This is a genomic window from Cystobacter fuscus DSM 2262, from assembly GCF_000335475.2.
Taxonomy (GTDB): domain Bacteria; phylum Myxococcota; class Myxococcia; order Myxococcales; family Myxococcaceae; genus Cystobacter; species Cystobacter fuscus.
Genome location: NZ_ANAH02000005.1, coordinates 38,728 through 54,879 on the forward strand (window position 1 = coordinate 38,728; position 16,152 = coordinate 54,879).

The window sequence follows — 16,152 nt, forward strand, 5'->3', positions numbered from 1 at the left end:
AGCTGTAGCATCCGGGCCCGACATGTCCGCCGGAGGCCGATCTTCCGGCTCCGGCGGTCCCCCCCAACCCCCGTCCCCCGCGTGCCTACTCGCACGCCCGGCGGTAGTAGATCTCCACCTTCGCGCCCGCCGCGGGTGCCGCGGTGAACACGACGCTGTTGGTGGCTCCGTCGTAGGACCACCCCTCGGTGACGCGCGTGCCGTTCACCGACACGGCGATGCTGCCCGGGTCTGGCTGCTCGCTGAGCGGGAAGCGGTCCTGCGGCGAGAACGCCTTGTTGGCCACCGAGCGCATCAGCGGCGAGTAGTCGGCCGAGCAGATGGAGAGCACCTCGCCACCCGTGCGGGCCGCCGCCTCGGCGTAGCGCGTGCCGCCACCACCCGACGTGGGGCAGCCCTCGGCCGTGGGCGCGATCGCGTAGAGCGTCATGCGCTGCGGCTGGTTCTCGCCCTTGCGCGCCTGGAGGAAGCGCACGTAGGTGTCCACGCTGTCCGGCGAGTGGTCATCCTCGTCGCCCACGAAGACGACCACCAGCGCCGCCTCGTCGCGCAGGAAGCCCCGGTTGCCATCGTTGGGCTCGGGGGTGCGCACGTCGTCCGCGCTCGTCACCAGCGGAGGCGACAACGCCCGGCGCACCGCCTCGAAGCCCTGCTCCACCGCGGCGCACTGACCCACGTTCACGTTGTTGCGCAGCACCGCCGCCAGGTCCGGCGTCTGGCGGTTGAGGATGCGCGGCCCGCCGCCCACCACCGGGAAGAAGCGGCCCGCCTCCGCCCCCTGGACGCCGCCCGGGCAGGTGCCGGTGCCACCCGGATCGATGCCCGTGGTGGTGACCGCGATGTTCAGGTCCACGCCCTTGGCCAGCGCCGCCTCGACGAAGGCGGGCATGGAGGCCTCCAGGCGCGGCTGCTCCTCCACCATGGACGCGGTGTTGTCCACCACGAAGAGCACGTCCACCTTGGCGCCGTCCTGCTGGATGAACTGATCCGTCTTGTCCAGGCGCCTGGAGGACTCGCCCACCAGCGGCACCAGCATCGGCGCGGGCAGATCCGAGGACGCCACGAACAAGGGCGACAGGTTCAGCCCGAACACCTGGGCGAGGTAATCCACCGACACCGTGAAGGCGTCACCCGGCGCGAGCGTGAAGGGCGTGGGAGGCGAGGCGCGCAGCACGAACTCGCCATCCGAGGTGCCCGCGCCGATGCGCACGTCCGACACCGTCAGCGGCGCCTGGCACCCGTTGATGTAGTTCACCTCGCGCGGCGCGGGCGAGCAGTCCGGGCGCGACACGCCGTAGTCCACGTAGCGCGGTGACACCACCAGGCACGTGTTCTGCGTGTGGCCCTTCAACGGGATGGTCACCAGGGGGTTGGCCGGATCCCACTGCTCGATCTGCACCGAGCCCAGGAAGTCCCCGCCCGTCTCCCCGCCCGTCAGGGGCGCGGCGAAGGCGACCATGAAGCTGAACGAGTCCCCCGGGTACACGACGACGCCATCCAGCTCGCCACCGGGCAGGCTGAACACCCCGCCCCCGGTGTCGCGCATGCGGATGTTCTTCACCGCGCACAGGTCCCCGCCCGGGTTGTCCACCTTCACGCCCAGCACGGCGCCGCGTCCGGGCTGCACCGTGCCGAAGTCCACCGCCACCGGCGTATAGTCGACCCGGCAGGGCCCGTGCTGCTCGGCCACGCCCCGGAAGTTCAGGGTCGTGGTGTCGCCCGAGTACACATCCGTGCGCATCACCAGCCGGCTCGTCGCGGTGCCCTCGCGCACGGGCTCGAAGAAGACCTTGAGGTTCACCTCCTCGCCAGGTCGCAGCCGGTAGGGCAGCGTGGCGGGCACCAGATGCAGGCCATTGTCCGCGCCCGTGGAGCCGTCCGTCGGCTGGAGCTCGAGCCCATGAATCGTCAGGGGCCCGCCATTGGCCGCGCCGCAGTTCTTCACGTTGATGATCCGCGCCACCTTCGCGCCGAGCGGCTGGCGGCCGAAGTCATGGCTGAGCGGCGACACGCACAGCTCCGCCGCGCCGCCAAAGCCGCGCAGCGGCACGTCCGTGGTCGGATTGCGCCGGCTCTCCACGCGAAACGAGGCCAGGTTCTCCGCCGGGCCCATGTGTCCGGGGCTGTAGCGGAAGTCCCACGTGCGCACCTCCCCGGGCCCGAGCACCAGGGGCAGCGGCGGCGGCCCATGGGTGAAGGAAGCCTCCGTGCTCGTCAGCGTGAGCGAGGTGACCGTCATGGGCTCGGTGCTGAGGTTGTGCAGGCGCAGGGGCCGCACGCGCTCCTGATCCACCGGGATGGAGCCGAAGTCGAGCTCGGCCGGCTCGGCCACCACCGCCCGATCCAACCCCTCGGCCGATACCTGGACGGCCACGTCCGCGCAGCCCTTGCACGGAGACACCGCGAGCGCCACCTGCTTGAGGCCCGCCTTCGTCGGAGCGAAGGTGATGGGCAGCTCGCGCTCCTCGTTCGGCCCGAGCACGAGCGGCTCCGCGACGAACTCGTCCTTCTGCGCCCCCAGTAGCTTGGGCGTCACCTCCACCGGGAGATCCGTCGGATTGGAGACGGTGAGCGCGAGCCGCTTGGTGGACTCCAGCTCGATGCGGCCGAAGTCCAGCTTGCGCGGCGACACCCGCGCCCAGGCATCCACGCCCACGCCCTGCAGGGGCACGCGCACCACGGGATCCTTCAGCGTGTCCGAGCGCACCACGAGCGTGGCGGGCAGCGCCCCCTCCTGTTGGGGATTGAAGCGCACGCGCAGCACGCACTCACTGCCCGGCACGAGCGCATGCGGCCCCTCATGGGTGAACGCCACCTGCCAGGCACCCGCGGCCCCCTCCACCCAGGCCTCATCCACATTGAGGCGGGCCCGGCCGACGTTGCGCAGGACCACTTCCACCTCGCGCCCGTCGAACATCGCCACCCGTTGCAAATCCACTCCCCCTGGTGTCGCCGTCAATCGTCCATCGGCGATGACGGGGCGATCTCTGTCCTCACACCCCGTCAGAACCACCAGCACCGCGAGGACCCACAGCCCCCAGCGCTTGCTCATCGCAGCCATGTCCCTTCCCCACCTGCACGCCCATCCACCGAGGAAACCCACACGCGTGAACCCTATGGAGTCACGATGCGAAGCTAGGCACCCCCCCTGGGGTGGGCAACGTCCTTCCCACGACCTTGTCGATCACCCACATGTTCCTCGTCCTTCCCCACGGGGATGCTGTTCGATACCCATCGTCAGGCGTCGGCTTCTCCTCACCCCCGCGCCGGGGGGGAGCGTGTCCATGAGACACAACGCCGCGCCGCGTCCGGGGAAAAACGAGGGAGAACGCCCCGAGATGAGCTAAGCCGAGCGGTGCACGCCCCGAGGGGCCGCGGAGGGATTGCATGCCGACGGAGTCGCAGCACAGACGAGAACCCCGCCACTTCTCGATGATCCGCACCTTCACCCCGGCGGACTTCGTCACCCTGGGCAACGCCTTCGCGGGCTCGGGTGCCATCCTGGCGCAGATGCAGTACCTGGCCACGCACCAGCCCTCCTGGTTGTGGCTGGCCTTCGGCCTGATGCCCCTGGCCTTCCTCTTCGATGCCCTGGACGGACGCATCGCGCGCTGGCGCTTCCAATCCTCCCCGCTGGGAGCGGACCTGGACTCGCTGGCGGACGTCATCTCCTTTGGCATGGCGCCCGCGGCGCTCGCCTTCGCCATGGGACTGCGCGGAGGGCTGGACGTGCTGGTGCTCCTCTACTTCGTGGGCTGCGGCATCAGCCGGCTGGCGCGCTTCAACGCCACCGTGAGCACCCTCGCGGACGCCACGGGCAAGGTGAAGTACTTCGAGGGCACCCCCATCCCCACCAGCCTGGCGCTGGTGATGGTGCTCGCCTTCTTCTTCTGGCAGGGCCGCACCGGCGACGCCCTCCCCTTCGGCGTCTGGAGCCTGGGCGGCTACCAGCTCCACCCCCTGGTGCTGCTCTACTTCCTGAGCGGCAGCGCGATGATCAGCAAGACCCTGCGCATCCCCAAGTTCTGAGCCGCTCGCGCGCCGGGCGCCCCACCCCGGCCCGCCACATGCCTGGAGTGAATTCGGATTCACGAGCAGCCCTGGCCAGGCATGTCCACCCGAGCATCCAGGCGTGGACCTCCGCCCCGCGGACGCCTCCTGGAGCGAAGCCCCCACCCGGACGCGTTAGCATGAGAGGACGATGAACAAAGCCGCGTCGGGTCGCCGCACAGAAACAGCCCCGGGTCGTCCCCGCTCGCGCACGCCCACCGCGCAGCAGGCGCTCGACATGAGTCACCGTCTGCTCGAGGCCCTCAGCGAGGCCCACCTGGACTTCGCCCGGGGCGAGAATCTCCAACGGCTGTTCGACAGACTGCTCGGGCTGCTGCTCGATCTCACCCAGAGCGAGTCCGGCTTCATCGCCGAGGTGATCCACTCGCCGGAGGCGCCCGCCTCGCTGCGGCTTCACGCCTTCGCCCATCTGCCCTGGGCCCAGGTGGCGCACGAGCCACGCGAGGGGCCTCTTCCCCTGGACCTGGGGCCAGGCGCGGTCTCGGAGCCCCTCGCCCCCCTGCTCACCACGGGGGAGCCGTTGCTGCTCAACGCACAGCAAGCGGCGCCCCATGGCGAGCCCCTGCTGCTCCATCTCTTCCCGGCCAGGACGCTCCTGGCGCTGCCCTGCAAGTCGGGCGACGACGTGGTGGGCATGGTGGTCATCGCCAACACCACCGACGACTACACTCCCGAGCACATCGAGCGCTTGCACCCCTTCGTCACCACCTGTTGCAGCCTCCTGCTGGGGTGGCGCGGAGAACAACGGCGGCACCGCGACGAGGCGCTGCTGCGGCGTCAGGAGGAGGAGCTGCAGAGCCACCGGGATCAGCTGGAGGTGCTGGTCAACCAGCGCACCGAGTCGCTGCTGTACACCACGGTGGCCCTGGAGGAGCGCCAGGCGCAGCTGCTGCACGCCGAGCGCATGGCCCTGCTCGGGCAGCTCGTGGCCGGCATCGCCCACGAAATCAACAACCCGCTGGGCTACATCACCAGCAACCTGGCCACGCTCACCCAGTACCTCGCGGTCTTCACCGAGCTCATCGCCCGCTACCGGGAGCTCGCCGAGGCCGCGAGCCCCGGGTTGTCACCGCCGCAAGCGGAGCTGCTCTCGCGCATCCGGGCCTACCAGGAGCAGGAGGACCTGGACTACCTGCTGGGCGACGTGAACGATCTGCTCCAGGACTCGCGCGAGGGCGCCAACCGCGTGGCGGACATCGTGCGCAGCCTGAAGGCCTTCGTGCGCGAGGACTCCGGACTGCAGGAACTGGTGGACGTGAACCGGGAGCTGGCCACCACGCTCAAGGTGGTGTGGAACCAGCTCAAGTACCGCAGCGAGGTGCGCTGCGACTACCAACAGCCCATCCCCCCCATCCTCGGCCGCCCCGCCCAGCTCAACCAGGTGTTCACCCACCTGCTGCTCAACGCCGTCCAGGCCCTGCCCGAGCAGGGCATCATCGAGGTCTCCACGCGGCACGAAGGGGACGAGGTGCTCGTGCGCATCTCCGACACGGGCCATGGAATGACCCCCGAGGTGCTCGCCCAGGCCTTCACCCCCTTCTTCACCACCAAGGCGCCCGGCAAGGGCGCGGGGCTGGGTCTGTCCATCAGCGCCGACATCATCGCGCGCCACATGGGCCGCATCGAGGCGCAAAGCCAGCCCGGCCGCGGCAGCACCTTCACCGTCCGCCTCCCCATCGCCCGGGACGCCTGAGTTCGGCCAGCAACACTCGAGCGGCGCTATTTCCCCCGAAGCCGGCCACGGCTGGTCCTCCTTTTCCGGCCATGGACTGACACCTACCACCCATTGGACGACGTCTCCCCCTGGCGCCTCACATGGTGCGTGAGAAAAATGAAGCGGGAGCACAACCCGAAATGACCTCCAGGCGATAATCTGTCGACGCCCGCGGCAACCCCCCGAGGAACAGAGGCGCGCATGTGGATTGAGACCATCGTCATGCCCCGAGAAGAGACCGTGTGTGAGCGCCCCGCCTCCCGGCGAGACCGGAGCGCGGCCCACGCGGCGGCGTGTGCCGAGGGCTCCCAGTTCCGGGACTCCGTGCTGAGCTACCTCCACACCCATCAATTGATGGACGCGGTGAAGTGGGTGAGCGAGGCGGGCAGCATTCCCCTGGTGACGCTGCACTGCACCTCGCTGGTGCTGGAGCACCTGCAGAAGGAGCCGAGCTTCGAGGCGGGACGCTCGCTCATGTTCCCCGCCTTCTAGGCCGCCTGGCGGGCAGCCCCTGAAGCAGGCGGCCGGGCATGAAGGTCGGGCTTCTGCTATTCAGAAGAAACATGACGGACACGCTCCTGTACGCTCCAGATGGCGCCGTGGATGCCACGCTGATCTCACCGGGCTCGTCGTCCGGGAACGCACCCAGGAGTGCATCGCCCGCGTCCCCTCCGCTCACCACCTCGCTGCGCACCACGGTGCTGCCCCATGTGGAATGGAGGGACGCGCAACCCCACGTGCGGCCCCAGGAGCGCGAGCGCTTCGAGGAGCTCAGCGAGCTGGGCCAGGGCGGCATGGGCGAGGTGATCCTCCTCAAGGATCACGACATCGAGCGCACGGTGGCACTCAAACGCCTGCCGGAGGCGGCCGAGCCCGGCCACGTGCTGCGCTTCGTGGAGGAGATCCGCACCGTCGGGCAGTTGGATCATCCGAACATCGTTCCGGTGCACGACGTCGGCGTCGATGCCAGGGGCCGCTACTACTTCCTGATGAAGCACCTGCAGGGGGAGACGCTCGAGGCCATCATCGAGAAGCTGCGCGAGGGAGACGCCGCCACGCACGAGCGCTTCACCTATCCCGTCCGGCTGCAGATCTTCCTCGGCGTGCTCAATGCCCTGGCGTACGCGCACCGCAAGGGCTTCATCCACCGCGACCTCAAGCCCGCCAACATCATGGTGGGGCCCTTTGGCGAGGTCACCGTGCTGGACTGGGGCCTGGCGCGGCGCCTCGAGTCCGCCTCCGCGACGAGCCCCGCCTCGCCCGGGTCCTCCACCCGGCGCCCCGAGGAAGACATCGCGCGGCGCACGCAACAGGGCTCCATCATGGGCACCCCGCTCTACATGTCGCCCGAGCAGGCCCGGGGCCAGCACGACGCGGTCGACGTCCGCAGCGACACGTACAGCCTGTGTGTGCTGTTTCACGAGTTCCTCTTCCTGCGCCACTACCTGCACGACCGCAAGTCGGTAGCCGAGGTGCTCGAGGGTGTGCAGAACCAGCGCCCCTCCGTGTTCCAGCACGGCGCCCGCCAGTCCCACCAGGCCCCCGTGCCCGCGGAATTCATCTGGTTCATCCACAAGGGGCTCGCCAAGGACCCGGCCGAGCGTTACCAGTCCGTCGATACGATGATCCAGGAGTTGCGTGGGCTCATGGATGGACGCATTCACGTGAAATGCCCGCGCACCTTCACCAAGCGGGGGCTGCATGAGGCCCTGCGCACGGTGGAAACCCACCCCCGCGTCTTCCTGGCCGTGGCTGGACTGGTCGCGACCCTGGTATGGGCGGGCCTGTTCCATTTCCTCGCCCTGCTGTTCGGCTGATACACACCCGACAGGTTCTCTCTCCTTCCGCTCCAAGGTCCCGCGCCATGCCTTCCCTCTCCCCAGACCCCACTTCGGGCTCCCGGGACCGGTCCGGTCTGCCGCCGGATCCTCCCCAGCCCCCCGATGATCTGCTGCGCGCCAGCCACCAGTTGCTGCGCAAGATCGTGGAGATCCAATCCACCCTCATCCGCGGCGGCAATCCCCGTGAGGCGCTGCAACGGCTGCTCGCGGTGGTGATGGAGGCCACGGGCAGCACCTCCGGGTGTCTCGTCGAGACGTCGCCGGCCACGGACCGCGCGCGGGGATCGCGCTGCCTCGTGAGCCTTCCCGCCGACGCGCGGGGCGAGGAGGCCCCTGGCCAGGAGCTGCGCACGCGCGTGGAAACCTTCTGCGCCTCCACCGAGCCCCTCCCGGCCGAGAGCACGGGCACGCGGTGCGTGCTGCCCCTGGACGTGGAGGGACTCCGCTTGGGGGCGGTGGGCCTCGCCGGCCGGCCGGGTGGCTACGAGGCCAGGCTCAACGACTTCCTCCAGCCCTTCCTCGTCGCCTGCGGCGCGCTGCTGCTGGGAGAGCGTCACGAGCAGCGTCGCAGCGAGGCCGAGAGGGTGCTGCGCCAGCAGCAACAGGAAAGCGCGGAGAACCTGCGCCTGGTGATGGACAACATGGAGGATGGCGTCTGGGTGCTGGACCTGGACACCTACGAGATCTTCGCCAACCACCGGTGGCTGGGCATGCTCGGCTATGCCCGGGGTGAGCTGGAGCCGACCCTCCAGACGTGGCTGAGCCTGTGCCATCCCGACGACGCGGCCCGCTACACCGAGGCGCTCGAGAAGCGTCAGCGGCAAGACCTCAACGCCATGGAGTGGGAGCAGCGCCTGCGGCATCGGGATGGCGGGTGGCGCTGGGTGATGACCCGCGTCACCGTGGTGGCGCGAGACGCGCAGAGCCGTACCTTGAGGCTGGTGGGCACCAACGTGGACATCACCGTGCGCAAGCACGGCGAGGAGCGCCTGCGCGCCCTGGTGGACATGCTGCCGGATCTCGTCTTCCGCATTGGCGCGGATGGCACCTACCGGGACCACTACATCACCCACCAGACGGATCTCGCCGTCCCCGTCGATCGCATCATCGGCTTGAACATGCGCCAGCTGCCCCTGGCGCCCGTGTACCTCGACAAGCTCTTCCTGCAACTGGGCCGCGCCATCCGTGAAGGAACCGCGGAGGTCGTCGAGTACCCGATGGAGCGCCCCCAGGGCCGCATGTATTACGAGATGCGGCTGATGCGCAGCGGCCCGGACGAGGTCCTGGCCATCGTGCGCAACATCACCGAGCGCAAGCAGACCGAGGAGCGCCTGCGCCAGCAGGAGGAGGAGCTGCGGCGCCACCGCGACAGCCTGGAGGAAATGGTGCGCAACCGCAGCGAGAAGCTCCTGCGCGCCACCCTGGAGCTCGAGGAGCAGCAGGCCCAGCTCATCCAGACGGAGAAGATGGCCTCGCTCGGGCAGATGGCCGCGGGCGTCGCGCATGAAATCAACAACCCGGTGAGCTACGTGATGAGCAACCTGGGGACGCTCGACCAGTACGTCTCCGCGCTCCGTCCCCTGCTGGCCGCCCAGCGCGAGCTGCTCTCCGCCCACGAGGCCGCGCCCGCCGCCCCGGTCGCCCCCGAGCTGATCGAACACATGCGCGAGTTGTGGGAGCAGGGGGACGTGGACTACCTCCTCGATGACATGCCCGAGCTCGTCGAGGAATCGCTGGCGGGCACGCGGCGCATCAAGGAGATCGTCCAGAGCCTGCGCTCGTTCGCGCGGGAGGACTCGGGCGAGCCGCAACTGGTGGACGTGAACGAGGAGCTGGCCTCCACGTTGAAGATCGTGTGGAACGAGCTCAAGTACAAATGCGAGGTGAAGCGGGACTTCGGTCCGCTGCCGCCCGTGAGCTGTCATCCCACGCAGATCTCCCAGGTGTTCACCAACCTGCTCGTCAACGCGGCGCAGGCCATCGAGACGCGGGGGGAGATCCGCATCCGCACGCGGCAGGAGGGCGGCGAGGTAGTGGTGGAGATCGCCGACACGGGCAAGGGCATGAGCGCGGAGACGCTCTCCAAGCTCTTCACGCCCTTCTTCACCACGAAGCCGCGCGGACAGGGCACGGGCCTGGGGCTGTCGGTGAGCTACGGCATCATCACGCGCCACCAGGGCCGCATCGACGTGCAGAGCGAGCCCGGCAAGGGCAGCACCTTCATCATCCGGCTGCCCGCCGCGCGCACCGAGGAGGCCCGCGGTTAACGCGGGGCGGTCGCGGGTGACTGGACGAGCACGCGCGTGACGAGCCGCACCAGGCGCCGGAAGTCCTCCATCTGCGCGAGCAACTGCTCGCGGCCCTCGGGGGTGAGGGCGTAGAAGCGGACGCGGCGGTTGTGCTCCGAGACGCCCCACTCCGAGGAGACCCACGTCTTGCGCTCCAGGCGGTGGAGCGCCGGGTACAGCGAGCCTTCCTCCACCACGAGCGCGCCCTCGGTCACCTGCTCGAGCCAGCGCACCACGGCGGCACCGTGCCGGGGGCCCAGGCTCAATGTCTTCAGGATGAGGAGATCCAGCGTCCCCTGCAGCAACTCCACTTCCGTCGTCGGCATGTTTCGCGCGCGCCTCCTGCCCGCGCGGCTAGCATGCAACGCCGTGAGCGCGATGGGCACCCTCCTCTACCTGCTCCTGTTGGCCCTGCTGCTGGGGGCCATGCTGTCCATCGTCGTCTACTCGCTGCGCATCGGCATCACCCCCATGCCCACCACGGGGAAGGTGCGCCGACAGATGCTCTCCCTCCTCCCCGAGACCCAGCAGGGCACGCTCCTGGAATTGGGCGCGGGCTGGGGGAACCTGGCCTTCGCGCTCGCGGAGCACTGCCCCCGGGCGAGCGTGGTGGCCTACGAGTGGTCTCCCCTGCCGTATGCCTTCGCGCGCCTGCGCCAGCGCCTCGCGCCCCGGCCCAACCTGCGCTTCGTACGCGGAGACTTCTTCCAGGCCTCCTTCACGGGGGCCTCGGCCGTCGTCTGCTATGTGCACCGTGAGGCCATGCGCCGCCTGGCGACGAAGCTGAGGGAAGAGCTCGCCCCCGGGGCCCTCATCGTCAGCAACACCTTCGCGCTGCGCGGCTGGACGCCCTCGCGCACCCTCGTGATTCCGGACCTGTACCGCACCCGCGTCTACCTCTACGAGGTGCCGGCGAGGACGGAGCCGGGTGTTTCCGGGGGAATTTAACCTCCGGCGGCCTCGGGGGTTTCAAGGGACAGAAACCCGCCGTCGAGGAGTCCGCACCATGCGCTCGAAGCTCACCCTGTCCGCCGCCGTTGCCTCGCTGTTGTTCGCCGCTCCCGTGTTCGCCGCCGAGACGCCGCCCGCCGCTACCAAGGAATGCCGGGGCGAGCGCAAGCACCACGGCTTCAAGCGCATGGAGCACCGGTTCGACCGCGCCGTCGAGGAGGGCCGCCTCACGCGTGAGCAGGCCGACCAGTTCGCCGCCGAGGCGAAGCAGTTGCGCGAGGAAGCGCGCGCGCAGCGCGAGGCCAATGGAGGCCAGCTCACCCCGGAGCAGAAGGACCAGTTCAAGCAGCGCCGGCAGGCGTTCCGCCAGAAGGTGCACGCGGCCATGAAGGCTCCCGCCGCCCAGGGAGTGTGAGCCGGGACTCCCGACTCGAGGACTGATAGGCCACCGCTTCACGGACAGTACGGGGCCTCGGGATGCCGGGGTGCCCTCTGTTCATGGTGCACGTGAATGGGCCACCCTGATTCCGAGAGTTCTCCGCCCGGCTTCGCTCGCAGCCTGGCCATCGTCATCGGCATCGATGACTACGCGCACGGCATTCCCCCGCTCCTCAATGCCGTGCGCGACGCCCACACGGTCGCGGAGACCTTGCGGCTCCAGGGCTTCGAGATCCTGCGGCTCCTCGATGCCGAGGCCTCCCTCGCCTCGCTCACCCACCTATTCTCCCACCAGCTCCCGTCCCTCCAGCCTCCGCCCGACCGGCTCCTGATCTACTTCGCCGGACATGGCCTGGCGCACACGGATCCCCGGCTTCACCTCGCCGGCTACCTGCTGCCCTCCGACGCGCGCCGCGACGAGCCTTCGTCCTACTGGCCCATGGCCGCCCTTCACGAGGCGCTGCGCCAGCTCCCCTGCGGCCACCTCCTGCTCATCCTCGATTGCTGCTTCGCGGGGGCCTTTCCCCATTCCTTCTCGCGAGACATCCGCGCCCCGTCACCTTCCGCCCCCCTCTTCCTCGAGCGCTTCCGCCACTTCTCCTCCCGCCGCTCCTTCCAGCTCCTGCTCTCCACCGCTCACGATGAGCTGGCCTCGGACAGGCTCCTGGCGAAGCCCTCCCAGGAATCGCTCGGCGATGGCCTCCACTCCCCCTTCGCCCTGGCCTTCCTCGAGGCGATTCGCTCTCCCTCCCCCGCCGACACCAATCGGGACGGACTGCTCACCTCCACCGAGCTCTACACCTTCCTGCGCGACCGCCTCCTTCAGCAGCTCCCGCCCCACGCCTCACAGACCCCGGCCCTGTGGAATCTGGACTGGCACGACGGGGGCGAGTTCCTCTTCCTCCTCGCGGACACCTTCCCCGCGCTCCCCCCCGCCGCGCCGCTCTCCCAGCACGCCAACCCCTATCTCGGCTTGCGGCCCTTCGCCTCGGCCCACCGCCACCTGTTCTTCGGCCGGGAGCGCCTCGTCGACACCCTGCTGACCCGCCTGCGCTCCCAAGCCCTGCTCCTGCTGTGCGGCCCTTCCGGCGCAGGTAAGTCCAGCATCGTCCACGCGGGGCTCCTCCCCCGCCTGGGCGAGAACGGCTCCTGGTACACCCCTCCCTCCCTGCGCCCCTCGGCCCAGCCCCTCCAGGCGTTGTCCTCCTGGCTCGCCGCGCTGGCTCCCGACGTCACCTCTCCCTCGGCCGACGACCTCTCCACTCAACCCCATCGCGCCGCCGACCTGCTGCGCGCCTGGCTCTTGCGCGACCCCCTCCGCTCCGTCGTCCTCGTGGTCGATCCGCTCGAGGAACTGGTCACCGCCTGCCTCGACGACTCGGCGCGTCTGGCCTTTCTCCGAGCGCTGTCCTGTCTGCTCCAACTCTCGCACCCACGCCTCCACCTGTTGCTGCTGCTGCGCTCCGACTTCGAGCCTCACTTCATCTCCCGGCTCCTGCCCACGGGCCTCTCCCCCGAGCGCTGGCATGACGGGCGCTTCCAGCTCCCGCTCATGAATCGCGACGAGCTGCGCCGCTGCATCGAGAAGCCCGCGGAGACCTGTGTGCTCTTCTTCGATGCGGGCCTCATCGAGCGCCTGCTGGATGACGTCGAGCAGATGCCCGGCGCGCTGCCCCTGCTCTCCGTGGCGCTCAGCGAGCTGTTCGACGCCTACCTCGTCAGTGGCCGGGACGACCGCACCCTGTCCTTCGAGGACTACCGCCAGATGGGAGGCATCGCGGGGGCCCTCCAACGCCGGGCCGAGCTCATCTTCCACGGAACCGTCCCGTCCACGGCCGAGGCGGACATGTCGTCGCCGCCCATGAGCCCGTGGGAACTCCCCGCATTCCAGCGCACGTTGCACAACGTGCTGCTGCGCATGGTGTCCCCCGAGGGAGGAGAGCTGGCGCGCCGCAGGGTGCCTCGCGCCGAGCTGGAGTATCCCCTCCCGGAGGAGAATTCCCGCGTCCAGCGGGTCCTCCACACCCTGGAGACCTGCCGCCTGGTGGTGGCCAGCGATGAGGAGGGGCCCTGCGTCGAGCCCGCTCACGATGCCCTGCTCTCCTCCTGGCCCCGGCTCCATGACTGGGCCCGCCACGCCCAGCGCGAGTTGCTCCTGCTGCGCCGGGTCTCTCATGCCGCCGCCGAATGGCACCGCCACCACCAGTCCCATGACTTCCTCTGGGCGGATGCGCGCCTGGATCAACTCGGTCTGCCGCCAGGGCTCCCACGCGGCGCCGGACGCCTCCTGGCCCTGCCCGTCGTTCCCCCCGGCGGCACCTCCACCGAGCTGCTGGACTTCAACGCCGCCGAGAGCGGGTTCCTCCACGCCAGCGCGCGGCGTCGGCGCGCCCTGCGCACCCTCCGCTCCACGCTCGTGCTCACGGTGGCCACCCTGCTCGTCACGCTCACCGTGGCGGCCCTCTTCCAGGCCGACAGGGCGACGAACAACGCCCGGGAAGCACAACGCCAACAACGAATCGCCGAGGACAACGCCCGGGAGTCACTCCGGCAGAAGAACCTGGCCCTGCTCAGCGCACAGATACCGCATGCGCGGAGTCTCCTGCCGACGGATCCCACCAGGGCGATGCTGGTTCTCCTGGCGATGAATACCCGGAAGGAGTTTCCGGACAGCGAATGGATGCAGACCGCGCTGGACACCAGTCAGCACGCCATCAGCAGCGCCATCCTCACTGGACACAGCGCGGAAATCTACTCGGCCCGGTTCAGCGCCGATGGCACCCGCGTCCTCACCGCATCCGCTGATGGCACCGCCCGCCTCTGGCGGGCCGATGGCACTGGGACTCCCATCGTCTTTTCGGCCAATGAAGAGAGCGTGAACTCTGCGGTCTTCAGCCCCGATGAATCACACATCCTCACCGCGTCGGACGATGGCATCGTCCGTCTCTGGCGAGCCGATGACGCGAGAACGCCCGTCAGAGTCTGGCGCCATGGTGACTCGGTGGAATCCGCGGTCTTCAGTTCCGATGGCTCGCGCATCCTCTCCGCCTCGACCGAGGGCATGGATGGCACGGCGCGCCTCTGGCGGATTGACGGCACGGGACAGCCCGTCGTCTTCAGAGGTCATTTCTATGGAGCAGACTCCGCGAGCTTCAGTCCTGACGAGCGCCATATCCTCACCCGCGCTGGCGATCACACCGCCTACCTCTGGAACGCCAACGGCGTGGGTCCGCCACTCATCCTAAAAGGCAACAGCAAGATAGCCACCTTCAGTCCCGATGGCTCCTCGATCCTCACGGCCTCCGCGCAAGGAGACGCCCACCTCTGGCGCATCAATGGCTCCCTGAAGTCCCGTTTCAAGGCACAAGAGGACAAGGTGAACTTCGCGACTTTCAGTCCGGATGGAGCCTATGTCCTCACCGCGTCGGACGACGGCACCGCCCACCGCTACCTCGTCGGGAATTCCGAGGAGCCCGACATCCTCGATGGCCATACAAGCGCGGTGAACTTCGCGGCCTTCAGCCCGGATGGGGCCTATGTCCTCACCGCGTCGGACGACAGCACCGCCCGCCTCAGGCGCGCGGATGGCACGGGAACATCCATCATCTTCTTGGGACATACGCGCCCGGTGAAGATCGCCACCTTCAGCCCGAATGGAACCCAGGTCCTCACCGCGTCGGACGACGGCACTGCCCGCCTCTGGCGCATTCATGGCGATCCCCCTCCACCCTTTTTCGACGTCGAGACCAATAGCTGGCCTGCCGCCACACCCAGTCCCGATGGATCCCTCATCGTCATCGCCACCAACAACACCGCTGAGATCTGGCGCATCGAGGACAAGAAACGACTCGCCGTCTTGCCGGACCATAAGGCGCTGGTGAACAGCGCTGTCTTCAGCCCCGACGGGACCCAGCTCCTCACGGCCTCGGACGATGGAAGTGCCCGCCTCTGGCGCACCGATGGAACGGGAACACCCCTCGTCTTCCAGCACTCTCGACAGGCGCTCACCTCCGCTATTTTCAGCCCGGATGGCACGCATATCCTCACCGTGTCCAGCAGCACCGCTCGCCTCTGGCGCGCCAACGGCGAGGCGACCTCCTTCGTCTTTCCTAGCCCAGGCGAAGATCACCCCCCCGCCATTTTCAGCCCGGATGGCACCCACGTCCTCATCATTTCCGAGGATAACGTCGTCCGCCTCTGGCCCACCAGTCGTTCAGGATCTCCCGTTGTCTTCTCGGGTCATCAAGGCCAGGTGAACTCCGCTGTCTTCAGCCCCGACGGCTCCCGGATCCTCATCGCATCCACCAATCGGACGGCCCGCATCTGGCGTGTCCATGAGCCAGACAAGTCCATTGTCCTTCCAGGACACACGGGCGAAGTGAACTCCGCGGTCTTCAGTAGCGATGGTTCTCGAGTTCTCACCGCGTCGGACGACCGCACTGCCATCCTCTGGCGTGCCGACACCGGAGGAGAGTTGGATCGCTATCCAGGGCATCTGCGTGAGGTGTTCTCCGCGGACTTCTCCCCCGATGGCACCCGGATCATCACCACCTCCGGTGATGGCACCGCCCGCCTGTGGCCAATCGACAAACAGACTACGCCCTTGATCTTCAACAATGACTCGACCCCAGGTGCGCTCCTCATGCGGAATGGCACACGCCTCGTCACCTTCTCCAATGACATGTTCCGCGTCTGGCCGCTTGATCCCGATACCCTGACCGAGGAACTCCAGAAGATGACCACCGTGTGTCTCACCGCTCCCGAGCGCGAACAGAACCTCCTCGAGACGCCCACCCAGGCACAAGAGGAATACGAGCGCTGTGAGCGCTCGCATGGGCGGCTGCCGTGA

The 16,152-nt window shown here is 68.6% G+C and carries 10 protein-coding genes; 8 read left to right on the forward strand and 2 right to left on the reverse strand.

The window, feature by feature from the left end; all coding sequences use genetic code 11:
- Positions 1–85: 85 nt before the first annotated feature.
- On the reverse strand, positions 86–3,052 hold the full coding sequence (locus D187_RS07775; protein ID WP_043428891.1) for a choice-of-anchor D domain-containing protein: 2,967 nt from the start codon (positions 3,050–3,052) through the stop codon (positions 86–88).
- 335 nt (positions 3,053–3,387) lie between these two features.
- Between D187_RS07775 and D187_RS07780 the strand changes: the two genes are divergently transcribed.
- The 5 genes from D187_RS07780 (at position 3,388) to D187_RS49600 (ending at position 9,893) form a co-directional block, all read left to right on the forward strand.
- Entirely contained in the window at positions 3,388–4,029 is a 642-nt protein-coding gene (locus D187_RS07780; RefSeq protein WP_020917857.1) for a CDP-alcohol phosphatidyltransferase family protein, read from the forward strand.
- 172 nt (positions 4,030–4,201) lie between these two features.
- A complete protein-coding gene (locus tag D187_RS49595) occupies positions 4,202–5,764 on the forward strand; it encodes a GAF domain-containing sensor histidine kinase (RefSeq protein ID WP_002628190.1) in 1,563 nt (520 codons plus the stop codon).
- A 222-nt stretch (positions 5,765–5,986) separates the two neighbouring features.
- On the forward strand, positions 5,987–6,277 hold the full coding sequence (locus D187_RS07790) for a hypothetical protein (RefSeq protein ID WP_002628192.1): 291 nt from the start codon (positions 5,987–5,989) through the stop codon (positions 6,275–6,277).
- A gap of 71 nt (positions 6,278–6,348) precedes the next feature.
- Entirely contained in the window at positions 6,349–7,602 is a 1,254-nt protein-coding gene (locus D187_RS07795) for a serine/threonine-protein kinase (RefSeq protein WP_020917858.1), read from the forward strand.
- A gap of 47 nt (positions 7,603–7,649) precedes the next feature.
- On the forward strand, positions 7,650–9,893 hold the full coding sequence (locus D187_RS49600) for a PAS domain-containing sensor histidine kinase (RefSeq protein ID WP_002628195.1): 2,244 nt from the start codon (positions 7,650–7,652) through the stop codon (positions 9,891–9,893).
- Here D187_RS49600 and D187_RS07805 read toward each other — a convergent pair.
- Entirely contained in the window at positions 9,890–10,240 is a 351-nt protein-coding gene (locus tag D187_RS07805) for a PadR family transcriptional regulator (RefSeq protein ID WP_002628197.1), read from the reverse strand. The genes D187_RS49600 and D187_RS07805 overlap by 4 nt on opposite strands.
- Between D187_RS07805 and D187_RS07810 the strand changes: the two genes are divergently transcribed.
- The 3 genes from D187_RS07810 to D187_RS07820 all read left to right on the forward strand — a co-directional run bounded on the left by D187_RS07810 (position 10,239) and on the right by D187_RS07820 (position 16,152).
- Positions 10,239–10,862, forward strand: a complete 624-nt coding sequence (locus D187_RS07810) for a class I SAM-dependent methyltransferase (protein WP_245591644.1) — start codon at positions 10,239–10,241, stop codon at positions 10,860–10,862. The two genes, D187_RS07805 and D187_RS07810, sit on opposite strands and share 2 nt — an antisense overlap.
- Positions 10,863–10,920: 58 nt before the next feature.
- Complete coding sequence (locus D187_RS07815; protein ID WP_002628201.1) at positions 10,921–11,280, forward strand: hypothetical protein; 360 nt, start codon at positions 10,921–10,923, stop codon at positions 11,278–11,280.
- A gap of 96 nt (positions 11,281–11,376) precedes the next feature.
- Entirely contained in the window at positions 11,377–16,152 is a 4,776-nt protein-coding gene (locus D187_RS07820; RefSeq protein WP_002628202.1) for an nSTAND1 domain-containing NTPase, read from the forward strand.